Annotated in this window: 16 protein-coding genes; 6 read left to right on the forward strand and 10 right to left on the reverse strand. The window is 65.7% G+C overall.

Features of this window, described 5'->3' with window-relative positions; translation table 11 throughout:
- The first annotated feature begins 11 nt into the window (after positions 1–11).
- A complete protein-coding gene (locus IT40_RS07850) occupies positions 12–809 on the forward strand; it encodes an ATP-binding cassette domain-containing protein (RefSeq protein ID WP_036752827.1) in 798 nt (265 codons plus the stop codon).
- Complete coding sequence (locus IT40_RS07855; RefSeq protein ID WP_036752829.1) at positions 802–2,016, forward strand: sugar ABC transporter permease; 1,215 nt, start codon at positions 802–804, stop codon at positions 2,014–2,016. The genes IT40_RS07850 and IT40_RS07855 overlap by 8 nt, the downstream gene beginning before the upstream one ends.
- A 20-nt stretch (positions 2,017–2,036) precedes the next feature.
- Here IT40_RS07855 and IT40_RS07860 read toward each other — a convergent pair whose 3' ends face one another.
- On the reverse strand, positions 2,037–2,990 hold the full coding sequence (locus tag IT40_RS07860) for a LysR family transcriptional regulator (RefSeq protein WP_166436100.1): 954 nt from the start codon (positions 2,988–2,990) through the stop codon (positions 2,037–2,039).
- Positions 2,991–3,094: 104 nt separating this feature from the next.
- Between IT40_RS07860 and IT40_RS07865 the strand changes: the two genes are divergently transcribed.
- Entirely contained in the window at positions 3,095–4,039 is a 945-nt protein-coding gene (locus IT40_RS07865; RefSeq protein ID WP_052095803.1) for an amidohydrolase family protein, read from the forward strand.
- Positions 4,036–5,253: a metal-dependent hydrolase family protein gene (locus IT40_RS07870; protein ID WP_036752832.1), complete on the forward strand. Its 1,218-nt coding sequence runs from the start codon at positions 4,036–4,038 to the stop codon at positions 5,251–5,253. The genes IT40_RS07865 and IT40_RS07870 overlap by 4 nt, the downstream gene beginning before the upstream one ends.
- 7 nt (positions 5,254–5,260) lie before the next feature.
- On the opposite strand, the gene IT40_RS07875 is transcribed toward IT40_RS07870, so the two are convergent.
- The 9 genes from IT40_RS07875 to IT40_RS07915 all read right to left on the reverse strand — a co-directional run bounded on the left by IT40_RS07875 (position 5,261) and on the right by IT40_RS07915 (position 13,308).
- A complete protein-coding gene (locus tag IT40_RS07875; protein ID WP_036752835.1) occupies positions 5,261–6,130 on the reverse strand; it encodes a DMT family transporter in 870 nt (289 codons plus the stop codon).
- Positions 6,130–6,444: an NIPSNAP family protein gene (locus IT40_RS07880; protein WP_036752838.1), complete on the reverse strand. Its 315-nt coding sequence runs from the start codon at positions 6,442–6,444 to the stop codon at positions 6,130–6,132. Before IT40_RS07880 ends, IT40_RS07875 begins: the two co-directional genes overlap by 1 nt.
- Before the next feature lie 4 nt (positions 6,445–6,448).
- On the reverse strand, positions 6,449–7,210 hold the full coding sequence (locus tag IT40_RS07885) for an SDR family oxidoreductase (protein WP_208021331.1): 762 nt from the start codon (positions 7,208–7,210) through the stop codon (positions 6,449–6,451).
- A 3-nt stretch (positions 7,211–7,213) separates the two neighbouring features.
- A complete protein-coding gene (locus IT40_RS07890) occupies positions 7,214–8,011 on the reverse strand; it encodes an aspartate dehydrogenase (RefSeq protein WP_036752840.1) in 798 nt (265 codons plus the stop codon).
- Positions 8,008–8,805, reverse strand: a complete 798-nt coding sequence (locus IT40_RS07895) for an alpha/beta fold hydrolase (RefSeq protein ID WP_036752843.1) — start codon at positions 8,803–8,805, stop codon at positions 8,008–8,010. The genes IT40_RS07890 and IT40_RS07895 overlap by 4 nt, the downstream gene beginning before the upstream one ends.
- A 5-nt stretch (positions 8,806–8,810) precedes the next feature.
- Positions 8,811–9,356, reverse strand: coding sequence for a cupin domain-containing protein (locus tag IT40_RS07900; protein ID WP_052095804.1), 546 nt, complete (start codon positions 9,354–9,356; stop codon positions 8,811–8,813).
- On the reverse strand, positions 9,353–11,020 hold the full coding sequence (locus IT40_RS07905) for a choline dehydrogenase (RefSeq protein WP_036752846.1): 1,668 nt from the start codon (positions 11,018–11,020) through the stop codon (positions 9,353–9,355). Before IT40_RS07905 ends, IT40_RS07900 begins: the two co-directional genes overlap by 4 nt.
- A 12-nt stretch (positions 11,021–11,032) precedes the next feature.
- Positions 11,033–12,055 carry a proline racemase family protein gene (locus IT40_RS07910; RefSeq protein WP_036752848.1) on the reverse strand — a complete coding sequence of 341 codons (1,023 nt, stop codon included), beginning with the start codon at positions 12,053–12,055 and terminating at the stop codon, positions 11,033–11,035.
- 74 nt (positions 12,056–12,129) lie between these two features.
- On the reverse strand, positions 12,130–13,308 hold the full coding sequence (locus tag IT40_RS07915; protein WP_084196948.1) for a substrate-binding domain-containing protein: 1,179 nt from the start codon (positions 13,306–13,308) through the stop codon (positions 12,130–12,132).
- Between the two features lie 41 nt (positions 13,309–13,349).
- Here IT40_RS07915 and IT40_RS07920 point away from each other — a divergent pair, with 41 nt between their 5' ends.
- Both IT40_RS07920 and IT40_RS07925 read left to right on the forward strand, forming a co-directional pair.
- Positions 13,350–14,651 carry an ABC transporter substrate-binding protein gene (locus IT40_RS07920; RefSeq protein ID WP_084196950.1) on the forward strand — a complete coding sequence of 434 codons (1,302 nt, stop codon included), beginning with the start codon at positions 13,350–13,352 and terminating at the stop codon, positions 14,649–14,651.
- A gap of 60 nt (positions 14,652–14,711) precedes the next feature.
- Complete coding sequence (locus IT40_RS07925; protein ID WP_052095805.1) at positions 14,712–15,638, forward strand: carbohydrate ABC transporter permease; 927 nt, start codon at positions 14,712–14,714, stop codon at positions 15,636–15,638.
- Position 15,639: the final 1 nt, after the last annotated feature.

Below are 15,639 nucleotides of genomic sequence, written 5' to 3' on the forward strand. Positions count from 1 at the left end.
AGGGAATGGCAATGGCAACCCACACTCCTCCCCCCGTGCTTGAAGTGCGCAATGTCTCGGTTCGTTTCGGCGGGGTCGCGGCGCTGACCGATGTCTCCATGGTCGTCTGGCCCGGCGAGGTCGTGGCGCTGGTCGGCGACAACGGCGCCGGCAAGTCCACGCTGGTCAAGACCATCTCGGGTATCCAGCAGCCGGACTCGGGCGAGATCCTCGTCGCCGGTCGGGCCCATGCGATGAAGGGGCCGCAGGATGCGGCCGCTGCGGGCATCCAGACCGTCTATCAGGATCTTGCGCTCTGCGACAACCTCGACACCGTGCAGAACCTGTTCCTGGGGCGCGAGATCTGCCTGCCCTGGTGGAAGGGCCGCCGCATGGACCGCGCGCGGATGGAAAAGCGCGCCCGAGAGGTGCTGTCCGACCTGGACGTCAAGATCCGCGATACGCGAGTGCCATCCAGCTCGCTTTCGGGCGGGCAGCGGCAATCGGTGGCGATCTGCCGCTCGATCCTGGCCAACCCGCAGGTGGTTCTGCTGGACGAGCCTACCGCCGCGCTTGGCGTGGCGCAGCGCAAGCAGGTGCTGGCGCTGATCGAGCGGCTCAAGGCGCAGGGCAGGGCGGTCGTCATCATCTCGCATGACATCGGCGACGTGCAGCAGATCGCCGACCGTGTCGTGGTGTTGCGCCTTGGCCGCAAGGTGGCAGAGGTGACGCGCGGCGGCTACAGCCGCGACGAATTGATCGCCGCGATGACTGGTGCCCTCGACGCGGCCGAACTTGCCGCCCTGCGCAAGGAGTTGGCCCATGGCTGACCTGAGTTCGGACCCCAAGGCCCTCTCGGGCAGGACAGGATTTCCCCCCATGAACCGCCACGACCTGATGACGGCGCTGGCCACGCGCTGGCGCATGGTGCCGGTGCTGATCGCGCTGGCGCTGATCTGGACCTATTTCAGCTGGGCGAACCCGCTGTTCATCAGCCCCCGCAACCTTTCGAACCTGTCGCTGCAGATCGTGGTGACCGCCATCGTGGCGCTGGGGCTGATGTTCGTGCTGGTCATCGGCGAGATCGACCTGTCGGTCGCTGCCTCGGGGGCGGTCTCGGCCGCGATCTCGGCCGGGCTTGCGGTCAATGCCGGCGTGGATATCGGCATCGCCATCCTGGTCGGCCTGGGCGTCGGTGCGGGGATCGGCGCCTTGCAGGGGGTGATCGTCACATGGTTCCGGGCGCCTGCCTTCATCGTGACCCTGGGCATGTCGCTGATCCTGCAAGGCATCCTGCTTGACCTGCTGCCAGAGGGCACCAACCTGATCTCGCTGGTCGGCACGCCCTTGGGCAAGATCGCGACGCTGTATCTGTCGCCCGGCATGGGCATCGCGCTGCTTGGGGCGATGACGGCGCTTTATGGGTTCCTGTCCTGGCAGTCCTGGCGGGCGAGCCATCAGCAGGCGCTTGGCGGCTCGTTGTTGCGCGAGGTCTTGCTGCCCACCGCCGCCATCGCCATCGCCGGGGCAGCCGCCGTCGCGGTGTTCAACGCCTATCGCGGCGTGCCGGGTCTGGTCGCCTTCCTGCTGGTGCTGCTGGCCGCGTTTTCCTATGTCACCACGCAGACGCGTTTCGGCCTTTACCTTTACGCCGTCGGCGCCAATGCCGAGGCGGCGCGGCGGGCCGGGATCTCGGTGCCCTTCGTGCGCATCGCCGCCTTCACCCTGACCGGGCTGTTCGCGGCGCTGGGCGGCATGATCGCGGCGGGGCGGGTGCTGGGGGTTTCGCCGGACTCGGCCGATACCACCTTGCTGCTGGAAGCCATCGCGGCGGCGGTGATCGGCGGGGTCAGCCTGTTCGGCGGGCGCGGCTCGGTCTGGGCGGCGCTGATCGGTGCCTTGGTCATCGGCTCGGTCTCGAACGGCATGCTGCTGATCAACGCCTCGACCCAGACCCGGCTCGAGGTGCAGGGCGCGATCCTGACCTTGGCGGTGGTGCTGGATGCGCTGTTGTCGCGCCGCGGCGGCGCGAGATAGCGTCGGAGGGCAGGGCGCGGTCAGCCGATCATCTGCGCGGTCTGTTGCAGGCTGCGCCGCGCCTCGGCCCGGATCCAGCTGCGGAACTTCTGCACGGCCGGCTTGGACCGCTTGGCCTTGGGATAGACCAGGTAATAGCGCCAGGGCGAGGCGACGGGCAGGTTGTGCAGGGCCACGAGCTGCCCGTTCCGGATTTCCTCGGATACCATGAAGGGCGGCATCAGGATCGCGCCAAGGCCGGTCTTGGCCGCCTCGATCCCCATCTGATACTGTTCGAACCGCATGCCGCGCGTCGGGTTCGGATGTTCGATGCCGACCTCGCGGAACCACTCGCGCCAGGCGGTGGGACGATGCAGGTGCTGGATCAGCGGCAGGTCCAGCAGCAGCCGGGCTTGCGGCACTGTGCCCCGCAGCAGCGCCGGCGCGCAGAACGGGACCAGCACCTCGTCCATCAGCATCTCGCTGAGGCAACCCGCCCAGACCTCGTTGCCGTAATGGATCGCGGCGTCGATGGAGCTGCCCTCGAAATCGAAATGCCCGATCTGCGCGGTGATCGAGACCTCGATGGCGGGGTTCTGGGCGATGAACCGGCCGATGCGCGGCGCCAGCCAGCGCCCGCCGAGGCTGGGCAGGGTGGCGATGGTCAATTGGTCCGCCACCTCGGCATAGGTGGACAGCCGCAGCGTTGCGGCGCCCAACTCGCTGAGGATCGAGGTGATCTCGTCGTAATAGATGCTGCCCGGCTCGGTCAGCACCAGCCCGTGGCCGGTGCGCTCGAAAAGCTGGGTGCCGGCCATGTCCTCGATGCTGCGCACGGCGCGGCTGATGCCGCTCTGCGTGATGTCCAGCTCATCCGCCGCGCGCGAGAAGCTGCGGAACTGTGCCGCCATGACGAAGGCGCGCAACGCGCTGACCGAGGGCAGGTCGCCCTCGCGCTCGACCGCGTCGCGGGGGGCGGGATTCGGGGTCTTCATGCCGGCCTCATGATTTTCAGTCATGGGATTACAACTGCCGCCCGATTGTCAATCCATCCCGTCGCGCCGCAGTCTGGCCGCAGAGAAGGAACCATGAAAAGCCCATGAATCCCGCAGAAACTCCGCCAATCATCGATGCGCATCACCATCTTTGGGATATCGATGCGCATGACTATCCCTGGCTGCGGCCGGGCAGGCCCAGCATCGTGGGCGACACCAGCGCGATCCGCCGCAACTATCTGGCCGGGGATTTCCTGGCCGACAGCGTTGGGCTGAACCTGGTCGGCACGGTGCATCTGGATGGCGGATTCGATCCGCGCGACCCGGTGGGCGAGACGCGCTTCGCCGATGCCGCGCATCGGGAGCATGGCTTTCCGAACGCCATCGTCGGCGCGGTCGATCTGGCTGCGCCCGAGGCGCCGGCGCTGATCGAGGCGCATCAGGCGGCCTCGTCCCTGTTCCGCGGCGTGCGGCAGATCCTGGCCTGGCACCAGAACCCGCGTCTCAGCTACGGCGTGCGCCGCGACCTGATGGACGATCCCGCCTGGCGGCGCGGTTTCGCTCGACTGGGGCCGGCGGGCCTGTCCTTCGACCTGCAGGTCTTTCCTGGCCAGATGCGCGATGCCGCCCGACTGGCGCGCGACTTCCCAGACACGCAGATCATCCTGAACCAGGCGGGCATGCCCGACGGGCTGATCGACGGCGACCTGCGGGCATGGCGCGCGGGCATGGCGCGGCTGGCAGAACTGCCCAATGTCAGTGCCAAGGTCTCGGGTCTGGCGATGCTGAAGCCGGACTGGACGCTGGCCGAGTTGCGGCACGTCATGGAGGTGACGGTCGAAGCCTTCGGCGCGGACCGGGTCATGCTGGGTTCTAACTTCCCGGTTGACCGGCTGTTTCGCGGCTATCGCGAGATCTTCGACGGCTACCTGACCGTGACGGGCGGCTATTCGGCCGCCGAGCGCATGGCGATTCTTTCGGGCACGGCGGCGCGGATCTATCGCCCCGCGGCCCTGTCCCCCCTGCATGAACGGAACCTCACGGCATGACCACCACCCTTCTGAAAAACGCCAGCATCCTTGATGTCGATGCCGGCAGCCTGTCCGCGACCTGCGACGTGCTGATCGCCGAGGGGCGCATCGCCGAGATCGGCAGCCGAGCCATGACGGCCGAGCGGGTGATAGACCTCAAGGGCCGCACGCTGATGCCTGGGCTGTGCGACGCGCATGTCCATGTCATCGTGCCGATGAACAGCTTCGCGCTGCTGACGAAATGGTCGCCCTTCTACACCGCGATCCGGGCCATGCCGATCCTGCGGGACATGCTGATGCGCGGCTTTACCACCGTGCGCGACGCGGGCGGAGCCGATTTCGGCCTGGCCCGCGCGGTCGAGGAGGACCTGATCCCCAGCCCGCGCATCCTCTATTCCGGCAAGGCGCTGTCGCAATCTGGCGGTCATGGCGACATGCGCGGCCCGGGCGAGACCGCTTATGACGACCATTACTATGTCCCCAGCCTCGGCCGCATCTGCAACGGCGTGGCCGAGGTCCGGGCGGCGGTGCGGGACGAGATCCGGCGCGGCGCGCATCAGGTCAAGCTGATGGTCGGCGGCGGCATCGCCTCCTATACCGATCCGATCCATTACGTGCAGTTCTCGCGCGAGGAGATCCGCGCGGCGGTTGAGGAGGCCGGGAACGCCTCGACCTATGTCATGGCGCATGCCTATACCAACCGCTGCATCCGGCATGCGGTGGAATGCGGTGTGCGCTCTATCGAGCACGGCAACTTCCTGGACGACGAGACCGCGGCGCTGATGCGCGAGTCCGGGGCCTATCTGGTGCCGACGCTCTCGGCCTATACCACCATGTGGGAGGAAGGCCTGCAGGTCGGCATGCCGGCCGAGCTTCACGCCAAGATCAGGCCGGTCCTGGACGCCGGGCCGCGGCAGCTGGAAATCGCCGCCCGGCATGGCGTGCCCATGGTCTACGGCACCGACCTGATCGGGCCGCTGCACCGCCACCAGTCGCTGGAGTTCCGCATTCGCGGCGAGGTGCTGCCCGCCGCCGAGGTGATCCGGCAGGCGACCTGCAACGCCGCGGCGCTGTTCAACATGCAGGACCAGATCGGCCGGGTGAAAGAGGGACTGCGCGCCGACCTGATCGCGCTGCGGGGCAATCCGCTGGAGGATCTGGGCCTGCTGCAGGCGCCCGAGAACCTGTCGCTGATCATGAAGGACGGCCGCATCTATCGCGAGGCGGCGTGAATGGCCGCTAGGGCCGCGGCCGGCTGCTGGGCAGCGCCACGGTGACGCCGCCCAGCAGGATCAGCCCGATCCCCAGCAGTGCCGGCGCATCGGGATATTGCCCCAGCACCACCATGCCCAGGAAAGTCGCATAGACCAGGATGCTGTAGCGGAAGGGCGAGACGAAGCCGCTTCCCCCCGTCGCGGTGGCCAGCGCCAGAAAGACATAGCCCACGGCGATGGCCGTCGCCGCCAGCGCCAGCAGGGCGATCTGCGTCGGTTCCGGCGCGGCTATCCCGCTGGTCGTCAATGCACCCAGCCCGAAAAGACTGGTGCAGGCCGCGCTCAGCAGCGCCAGGCAGATGGGCGAGGGCATCAGGCTGTCCCGCATCAGCAGGTCGCGCGCGACCGAACACAGGACTGCGACGACGACCGCCAGCGCATGCGGGTCGAGCATAGCGCCGTCGGGCCGGATCACCAGCAGCACGCCGGCAAAGCCCAGGGCGGTGCCGATCCAGCCGCTGCGCGGGATCGCCTCGCGCAGCAGGGCGGCGCTGGCCAGCATGAATACGATGGGAGTCATTTGGTAGATCGCGGCCGCATTGGCCAGCGACAGGCCGGTGAGCGCGTGGACATAGCCGATGGTGGCGCCGGTATCCAGCAAGGCGCGCAGCAACGCCCGGCCCGTAAGGCTGGCACGGATCTGCCAGATCTCGCGCCGCAGGGCCAATAGCCCCAACAAAAGCAGCATGGCCATGGCCGACCTGATGGCCAGGATCATCGCGGCGGGGAGGTGCGCGGCGACAAGCTTGACCATCAGGTCGTTCAGCCCGTAACCGGCCATTGCCAGCAGCATGAAGCCGGCGCCGCGCCAGTCATCGGACCTTGCAGTCGGCATCAGCGCAGCGGTGAAAACGGCGCCGGTGCCAGGATGCGGACGGTCTGGACCTCGATCATGCCCTTGATCGCGTCCAGATAGGCCGGCCAGTCTGGATCGGCCAGCATGGCTGCCCGCCGCGCGCTGCGCTGCGCATAGTCGTCATGTCGCCACATCGAGACCACATGGTTCAACTCGCCGATATCGGTGGTGAAGAAGCCCACGGGCTCACCCAGATGCTTGCGCTGCACCGGCAGGCCGAGCGTTTCATAGGCCTTCAGGAAAGGCCCTGTCATGCCTTGCACAAGGCGATAGTCGCGTTCCTCGAGGATCATCGCATCACCAGATCGAGGCGCCGCCGTCCACGGTCAGCATGGTGCCGACAGCGAAGCGGGCGCGGTCAGAGGCCAGCCAGACGATGGCCGAGGCGATGTCGTCGGGCTCCCCCCAGCTGTTCGAGGGGGCGCGAGCGCGCAGCCCAGCCTTGAACGCCTCGGGGTCGGGAACCTGCGTCAGCATCTTGTTGTAATAGTTCGACCAGATCACGCCCGGCGCCACCGAGTTCACGCGGATGTTGTCCGCCGCGAAGTCCAGCGCCATGGCGCGGGTCAGCGAGGCGACGCCGCCTTTGGCCGCGACATAGGCGGCGCGATCCTTGATCGCCATCGCCATGGCGATGTTCGAGGCGGTGTTGACGATGGCGCCGCCGCCGCGCTTGCGCAGCGCCGGCACGGCATATTTGCTGCACAGGTAGACGCCTGTCAGGTTGACGTCGATGATGCTGCGCCAGTCGTCCTCGTCCTGGGTCTCGACGGTGCCCAGCGAGCCGCGCCCGGCATTGTTCACCAGCACGTCCAGCCCGCCGAACTCGGCCACGGCGAAATCGACCATTGCCTTGCAATCCTCGGCCTTCGAAACGTCTACGGTGAAGGCACGGGCGTTTTCGCCCAGCTCGGCCGCGACCTGTCCGGCGGCATCGCCCAGATAGTCGGCGACCACGACCTTGGCGCCTTCCTCGACGAACAGCTTCGCCGTGGCGGCGCCGATGCCGGCGCCCGCGCCGGTGACGAGGACAACCTTGTCCTTGAGATGCATATCCATGGTTCAAACCTCCAGAGAGCTGAAATGACGCAACACCGCCTGTTCGACGCTGAGCGCGGCAAGCCAGGAGGTTTTCGGGTTTTCGGGCAGCGGCTTGTTGTTCAGCAGGATGTGGAAGCTGCCGAACGCGCCTTTGGCTTCCAGTTCATGCGTGTTGCCGGATGCGGCGGGATCGGCGATCAGTCGCACTCTGGTGTCCTTGAAGCCAAGCCCCGCCAGAGCCACGGCGGCGGTGACGTTGGTATTCTTGGGATAGTCGCGGGCGGCCTCGACGGCATCGCCCTCGTAGAAGACGGTCGCCTCCTTGAGGTTCGGCAGGTCCAGAAGCTGTTCTGCCGGCGTGCCCTTCCATGCTGTTGGAGGTTTCCTGCCGATATAGGCGACGCTGTCGAGCCCGGCGAGCTTGGCCGAGCGCAACACGTCGAGCCCACCAATGGCGCCCGAGACCGCGATGGCGCGCGCACGGCCCGTCTTGGCCGCCGCTTCGATCCGCGCCACGGTTCCGGCATCGCCAAGCGCGCCGATCGAGACGATCACCACGTCGATACCCGCTTCCAGAAGTTGCGGCACGGTTTCGCGCACCGCCTCATGCGTGGCGCATTCGATGACCAGATCGGGCTTGGCAGCGATCAGTTCATCGACGCTGTTCCAGCGCTGCATCCCCGCGGGAGCGTCGTTCGGCAAGTGTTCGGGCACCAGGAAGCCGCCCAGATGCAGGCCGCTGTCGCCCTTTTCCAGCGATGCAGCAAGGCTGCGCGCCATGGCGCCGAATCCGATCGAGACGATGAGCGGAGAGGTCATATGTCGATCTCCTTGAGAAAATCGGCCAGCAGCGCCGCATAGGGCGCCGGATAGGCCTTGGGAAAGAAATGCCCGCCCGGCAGCGAGGCAAGCCGCGCGCCGGAGATCGCCGCCGCCAGCCGCTCGGACGAGGCGAAGGGGATCAGCGCATCGTCGCTGCCGCCGATCACCAGCGTCGGCGCGGTGATCCGGCCCAGCCGGTCGAAGACGTCGTGTTCCATCAGCATGCGGATGCGGGCGGCCTGCACCGCGATGGGTTGCAGGCGCGCCTCGGCCTGCTCCAGCTCGGCGTCCAGCGCGGCGCGATTGGCCTCGATCCAGCCGGCGTCATAGCCGAGTGCCTGGGTCAGCTTGTGATAGGCCACCGGCCCGGCCTGTTCCAGCAGCGCCAGCCGGGCCTGGAACAGCCGGGTGAAACGGGTATCCACCCGTTCCCATGTGCCGCTGAGCACGAGGCCGGCGACGCGCTCCGGCGCCTCGACCGCCAGGGTCTGCGCGATCATGCCGCCGGTCGAATGTCCGACGACATGCGCGCGCCGGATATGCAGGTCGTCCAGCACGCCCAGCACGTCCCGCATGATGCGGGGGATGGAATAACCGCCTGTGGGGCGATCACTGTCGCCGGCGCCGCGATGGTCGATGCGGATCAGATGGTAATCGTTTTCAATCGTGGATGCGACCCCTTGCCAGAATCCGGCCTCGCCGCCCAGGCCCGGAATCAGCAGGCAAGGCGGGCCGTTGCCGTCCAACTGGTAATGGATGCGGCAGCCGTCATCGGCGACGTGGACCGGCATCGGCCTTACTCCGGCCGGCGCTGGTCGGCTGGCTGAGGGGCGAAGGCGGTGCGGCGCTCGATCTCCAGCACGTTGTCGGGGCGGGGGAAGGGCGTCGGATCGGGCTCTCCGGGGATCACCGGCCGGCCGACCTCTTCGAAGAACACCTCCAGCCCGTTGGGTTGGATGAACCACAGCCAATGCAACTCGGCATCGGAGTCGTTGATGAACATGTGCCGGCGGTTCCTGCCGACAAAGATCGTCACGCCCGGCTCGATCGGATATTCGACGCCATCCACCACGGCCTTGCCGGTGCCGCGGATGAAATGCAGCGCCTCGTCATGTTCGGGGTGCGAATGCTCGCGCACATAGCCGCCGGGCGGCAGGGTCTGGGTGCCGATGCTGAACGGGCTTTGGATATCCACGAATTCCGGCGCGATACGGACCGAGATATTGCCGTTGGCGGGCACGGGCTGATAGAAATTCTTGCCCTCCTGCGGGCCAAGAACCAGAATCTGGCCCAGGTCGTTTTCAGGATCGGCGGCCCATTCGGGTTTCTTCGACGGGATCATGCTGCATCTCCTTCGGGGCGGTAATAGGGGGCGTCCGAGCGCGGCAGGGGCTGCTTGCCCAACACGATATCGGACAGTTTCTCGGCCATCATGATGACGGGGGCATTCAGGTTGCCGCTGACAATTTCCGGCATGATCGAGGCATCGACCACGCGCAGGTTGTCAAACCCATGCACCCGTGCCTGGGCATCGACCACGGAATTGTCGTCATTGCCCATGCGGGCCGAGCAGCAGGGGTGATAGTTCGTCCCCGCCTCCTTGCGCAGGAACTCCATGATCTGCTCGTCGGTCTGGAACAGCTTGCCGGGCGTGACTTCTTCGCCGCGATAGGGGCCCCAGGCCGGCTGCGAGACGACATGCCGGATGGCGCGCACGGCGTCGATGGCGTCGCGGCGGTCCTCCTCATGCTCGAAATAGTTGAACACGAAGCGCGGCGCGGACAGCGGGTTGGCGTCGCGCAGCCACACCCTGCCCTCGCTTTTGGGCCGCATCAGGCTGAAGAAATACTGGAACCCGTTCTCCAACTTGACGCTGCCGTGCTGCATCTCGCCCAGCATGGGGACGAATTCGAACTGGACGTTCGGCACGGCGATTTCCGGCCGGGTGCGCATGAAGACGCCGACCTCGAAGAAATTCGTGGCGCCGAGGCCCTTCTTGGCCAGCAGCCATTGCAGGCCCAGCTTGAGCTTGCCGAAATTGTTCAGATGCCGGGCGGCCGAGACGTTCTGCGTGGCGCGATACTGCACCGGCGCGGCGACATGGTCCTTGAGCCCTGCGCCCACGCCCGGCATGTCCGCCAGCACGTCGATGCCGACGCTGCGCAACATGTCCGCCGGGCCGATGCCGGAAAGCTGCAAGAGTTGCGGCGAGTTCAGCGCGCCGGCGCAGAGGACGATCTCGCCGTCGATCTCGACCGCCTGCCGCTCGCCATTGACGAGGATGTCGGCGCGGGTCGCCCGCCTGTTCGAGAAATTGATCTTCAGCAGTCGGCCGCCCACCACCACGTCCAGGTTGGGCCGGTCGCCGCGGGCGTGGATATAGCCTTGCGAACTGCTCCAGCGGATGCCCTTGCCGACATTGCGCTGGGTGATATGCACGCCCTCCTGACGATAGGCGTTGTGATCCTCGACATGCCGCATGCCGGCCTGCTTGGCGGATTGGATGAAGGCGTCGTAGAGCGGGCCTTCGGCCTTGCAGGTCTCGACCAGCATCGGGCCCTTGTCGCCGCGATAGTCGTTAGCGCCCTTGTCGAAGCTTTCGGCGCGGCGGAAATAGGGCAGGATTTCGGCATAGGACCAGCCCTCCAGCCCCATCGCGGCCCAGTTGTCGTAATCCCAGGGATTGCCGCGCACCCAGTTCATGCCGTTGATCGAGGACGAGCCGCCCAAGACCTTGCCGCGCGCTTCAAGGATGGTGCGGCCGTTCAGGCCCGGCTCGGGCTCGGATTCGAAGCGCCAGTTGAAACGATCGCTGCCCAGGGGCAGCCCCAGGGCGGCGGGCATGCGGATGTGGATATGCTGGTCCGAGGGGCCGGCCTCGAGCAGCAGGACGCTGTTCTTGCCGTCCTCGGCCAGGCGCGAGGCCATGACGCTGCCCGCAGAGCCGGAACCGATGACGACGTAATCGTATTTCTTGCGCTTCGGGGCGCGCAGCAGCGTGGCCATGAGGCGGTCCTTTTACCAGGTGTCGTTCAGGCGGTAGCCGGTGGGAAAGGGATCGCCAGGATCCAGCACATGCTGGTGAAATCCGGTGATCCAGGCCGTGCCCGTGATGGCGGGGCGGATCGCGGGCAACGCGCCGACCTTGGTGGTGCCGATGACGGTGCCGGTGAACTCGGTGCCGATGATGCTTTGATGGATGAAGGTCTCGCCCTCGGCGATCTGGCCGCGGGCATGCAGGACCGCCAGTCGGGCGCTGGTTCCGGTGCCGCAGGGCGAGCGGTCCAGCCGCCCGGGCGAGACGATCACACCGTTCTTCGAGACCTTGCCGCGTTCGGTTTCCAGCAGCGGGCCGGCAAAGAGCGTCTGGTTGATGGTGTGGATACCGGGGTTTTCCGGATGGATGGCGGGAAGCTGTTCGGCGGCGGCCGCCTTGATGCGCTCGCCGATCTCGACCATATGCCGGGCCTCTTCGGGCTTGATCTCGAAGCCGACCGCCGCGGCATCGACCAGCACGTAGATCATGCCGCCATAGGCGACATCCACCGTCAGCCTGCCGAGGTTCGGCACCTCGACGGTCTGGTCGAGGCCGAAGACGAAAGAGGGCACGTTGTCGAAGGTGACGCTTTCGACCTTGCCGTCGCGGCATTTCGCGGTGACGGGGACCAGCCCGGCGGGCGCTTCCAGGACGATGCGGGTCTCGGGCTCGGTCATCGGCACCATGCCGGTTTCGAGCGCGACGGTCACGGTGCAGATCGTGTTCGTGCCCGACATCGGCACATAGTAGTCCGATTCCATGATGACGAAGCCGAAATCCGCCTCGGGATTATTCGAGGGCAGGATCAGGTTCATGCATAGGCTGACCTTGCCGCGCGGATCATTGAGCAGGAACAGGCGCAGGTCGTCGCCCTTGTCCCGCAGCCAGGTCATCTTGTCGAACATGGTCTGGCCGGGCACGTTCAGCACGCCGCCGGTGATGACGTCGTTGGGTTCTCCGGCGGCGTGGGCGCTGACGACATTGACCATTCGCCTGAAGCGCATGGCGAACCTCCCGTTCAGATGATTTGTAAACGTTTTCTTTATCTGACGGAGCAACCCCCTTCTGTCAAGCAGAATTATGCCGGGGCGCGAGGGCGAGCGACGGATCGGCGCAAGATCACCTCGGTCTCAAAGCGCCGGCTGCCCAATGGAGCGCCGGTTTCCAGATGCGCAATCATGGCCTTGGCGGCGGCGCGGCCGATCTTTTCCGAAGGAACCGCGACCGTGGTCAGGGACGGGTCGAACAGCGCCGCATAGTCGATATCGTCGAAACCCGTCAGCGACAGATGCTCGGGGACGGCGATACCCAGGCGGCGGGCCTCGACCATGACGCTGAAGGCGATCACGCAACGATTGCAGACCAGCGCCGTGGTCTCGGGGTGGTTTTCCATGATTCGCCGCAGGGCGGCGCCGCCATCCGCCATGTCGAAATCCATATGGGTGAATTCGATCACCGGTTCCTGCCCCAGCTCGGCATTGATGTCGCGAAAGGCGCGGATGCGGGATTGCTGCCGGTCGTTGCCCTTGTCCGAGCCGGAGATCATGGCGATCCGGCTGTGGCCCAAGGTGTGCAGCATTTCGACCAGCTGCCGGGTGGCCAAGTAGTTGTCGAAGCCGATCGTCGGCACTTCGGACTTTTCGAAATAGGAATAGGCAGACAGCAAGGGCAGTTGATGGGCGCGGCAATAGTCCAGCAGGCGCTGATCGTCGATTCGACCAAAGATGATCAACCCCTCGGTGCCGTGCTCGATCAGCCGTTTCGCGCGGTCGAACAGGTTCGTGTTGTCGAAGCCCGAGGTCTGCACGAATCCCAGGTAACCGTTTTCTTCCAGCGTTTCCTGAATGGCGCTGGCCACGGCCGAGAACAGCGGGTCTGCCAGCCGGGGCAGCATGGTGCTGATGATCTGGGTGCGCTGGCGGCGCAGCGCCTTGCCTACCGAATCGGCCATGTAATCCATTGAATCAGCAGCAGCCACCACACGCTCGCGCAACTCCTTTCGCACCGAATCGGGGGAATTGAGCGCGCGCGACACCGTGGCGATGGAAACCCCTGCCGCCTTGGCGACGTCATGGATCGTCGGGCGGATCCGGCGCGCCTGGATTGCCTGGGATTTGGGCTTAGCCACGGGGTTTTCTCCTGTTTGCTGCAAGTTTTCTGAATCACCTGCCCCTATCTCGGACCCGAAATGACACGGATTGGCAAGTTTTTCTTGACACGGGATGCATGCTGAGGACAGTAAACGTTTACAAATCACGATAAGAAACGCCCACGGCTACGCCCACAGGAGGTTGCACCATGACCCGATTTCAGTCCCGTTCCGACTTTACCCGCCGGCACATGCTCAAGACGCTGACGGCCTTGACGGCTGCCTTTGCCGCCGCGCCGCGCGGCGTCTTTGCGCAATCCGGGTCGGCGCTCAACATTCTCAACAGCAATACCGCATGGGCGGAGGCACTGACCGCATCGGTCGCCGATGCCTATGACGGCGCCCGGATCACCGGCGAGGCCAATCCCTATGAGGCGCATTACGAAAAGCTGCTGATCGAGCTTAGCCAGGGCTCCTCCACCTTCGACCTGTTCACCACCGACAATCTCTGGATCCGCCAGCCCATGCGCAACGGCTGGGCCGCGCCGCTGGACGAGATCCGGGCGGGCAATGCCGAGCTGCCAGAGCTGCAACTGCAGAACTTCGCCCCCGCCTCGCTGACCTATACCGAATACGAGGGGAAACGCTGGGGCCTACCGCTGGTGATGACTACCCCGGTCTTCGTCTATCGCAAGGATCTGCTGGAAGCGGCCGGCATCGAGGTGCCGAAGAATTGGGACGATTATCGAGAGGCTGCGGCGAAGCTGCATTCCTCGGATGTCGCCGGCAACGTGTTGCTGCTGGGAGGCCAGGACGCGCACATGAGCGGCGACTGGGGGTCACGTCTGATGGGCATGACCCAGATCGCTCCCCATGACGACGGCGTGCTGGATGAGGCCAACAAACCGGTGTTCAACAGCGAGGGGCAGGGCGCCCGTGCCATCGAGCGGCTGCGCGAGGTGCTGCCCTATACCCCGAACGGGGTCGAGGGGCTGGACTATGCCGAGGGCTCGTCGCTGATGCAGCAGGGCCGCGCTGCCATGATGATCACCTGGTCGGACGTGATCGTCGGCATCGAGGACGGACCGATGAAGGGCCGCTTCGGGTATACCGTTGCCCCGACCGAACGATATGAACAGCAGATGGTTGGTGGCTGGTCGATCATGGCCAATGCCGCTTCCGAACAGCTCGAGGATGCCTATCGCTTCCTCGCCTGGATGAGCGAGGGCAGGGCCTATGAAATGTTCCGCGAGGCCGGCGAATCCTCGCTTTGCCTGCAGCGCGACATCGACAACCCCCAGACGGTCGAGGCGATCCCGATGTTGCAGGCCTTCCACGATTTCGAGACCCGCGGCACCGCGCCGATCTCGATCCCGCCCTATCGGTTGCAGAACGCCGTCGAGGTGCAGCGCGTGCTTTACGAAGAGATCCTGGCGGGCGTGAACGGCCGCAAGACCCCCGAACAGGCGATGGCGGATGCCGAATCGCGCCTGGCGCGAGTCATTCGCTGATCCGCCTGGGCGGGGCGCGTCCACCACGGCGCCCCGCCGCTTTTCGCGAAGGGACCAACCATGGCTCGTTCAGACACCAAGACCGCCGACAAGGCGCAGCGCGCGGGAGAGGGTCGGATCGCGATGCTCCTGCTGGCGCCGACGATGATCGTCATGACCGTCGTCGGGCTCTATCCGCTTCTGCATTCGCTCTATATCTCGCTGACGAACTACAACCCGACCTTCGGCGGCGGCTCCAGCTTCGTCTGGTTCGAGAATTACGCCCGCGCCTTTTCGGACCCACAGTTCTGGAACGCGGTCGGGTTGACGCTGATCTTCACCGCCATCAGCGTGGCGGCTTCGCTGGTGCTGGCGGTGGCGCTGTCGGTGCTGTTCAACCAGCGCCATCCGGGTTTCGTCGTGCTGCGCACCATCATCCTGGTGCCGATGCTGATCACCCCCATCGCGGTCGGCATCACGTGGCGCGTGATGATGATGCCGGACCTGGGCGTGCTGAACTATCTGCTGGGGCTGATCGGCATTCCGCCGCAGCTCTGGGCCAGCAATGCCTCGACGGCGCTGCTGTCGGTGATCCTCGTCGATATCTGGCAATGGACGCCCTTCATGTTCCTGATCGTCTTTGCCGGTATCTCCTCGCTGCCGAAAAGCCCGTTCGAGGCGGCGGCCATCGACGGCGCCTCGCCGCTGCGCAGTTTCTTCTCGATCACCCTGCCGATGCTGAAGCCGGTGATCGTGATCGCGACGCTGCTGCGCATCGTCGATGCGTTCCGCACCTATGACACGGTCTACATCATCACCCGCGGCGGTCCCGATTTCTCGACCGACCTGGTCAGCGTCTATCTGCAACGGGTGAACTTCCGCTTCTTCGATCTCGGCTACGGCTCGGCGCTGTCCTGGCTGGTGCTGATCATCGTGTTGCTTGTCGTCCTGATCTTCGTCCGCCTGACCGGCTTCATGAAGCTCGTGGCCGACAAGGAAAACCGCTGAG

Origin of the sequence: Paracoccus versutus, assembly GCF_000763885.1 — a bacterium.
In the GTDB taxonomy this organism is placed as follows: Bacteria; Pseudomonadota; Alphaproteobacteria; order Rhodobacterales; family Rhodobacteraceae; genus Paracoccus; species Paracoccus versutus.